The organism is Mesorhizobium sp. M4B.F.Ca.ET.203.01.1.1 (assembly GCF_004791025.1).
Taxonomy (GTDB): Bacteria; Pseudomonadota; Alphaproteobacteria; order Rhizobiales; family Rhizobiaceae; genus Mesorhizobium; species Mesorhizobium abyssinicae.
This window is the reverse complement of sequence record NZ_SRUO01000142.1, coordinates 1-348: the sequence shown is the minus strand read 5'-3', so window position 1 is coordinate 348 and position 348 is coordinate 1. Positions and strand designations below refer to the sequence as shown.

1 protein-coding gene is annotated in these 348 nt (G+C 66.7%); it reads right to left on the bottom strand.

Annotated features, from left to right (window positions below; genetic code table 11):
- The coding region (locus EN846_RS34025) for a DUF1801 domain-containing protein (protein ID WP_135928125.1) at positions 1–348 on the bottom strand (348 nt) is incomplete at both ends.

Sequence of the window (348 nt, the reverse complement as noted above, 5' to 3'; positions counted from 1 at the left end):
ACCCAGTCCAGGAACTGCGCTTCATCCAACAGGCCGGATTCGTGGATGTGCAGGTAGCGCGTGTCGCCGCTCCTGGACGGCTCCGGCGGCGGCGGCGTCAGTGCAGCGCCGCGGAAAAAGGCCACCTTGATGTAGCGGGTGAAGCAATGGAAGCTGAGAAACCAGCCCGCGCCGACGGCCACCGCATACATCGGCGAGTTCCACTTCACCGCCTTGTGCACGCCGGGTACGGCCCGTTCGATCAGGGCATCCAGTCGCGCGCCAATCGGGCGTTTCCAGTCCGGCATGGCGGCGATGTACGCCCGCACCGGGGCATCGCCCTCGCCCTTGGCGATCTGCGGATTGCCA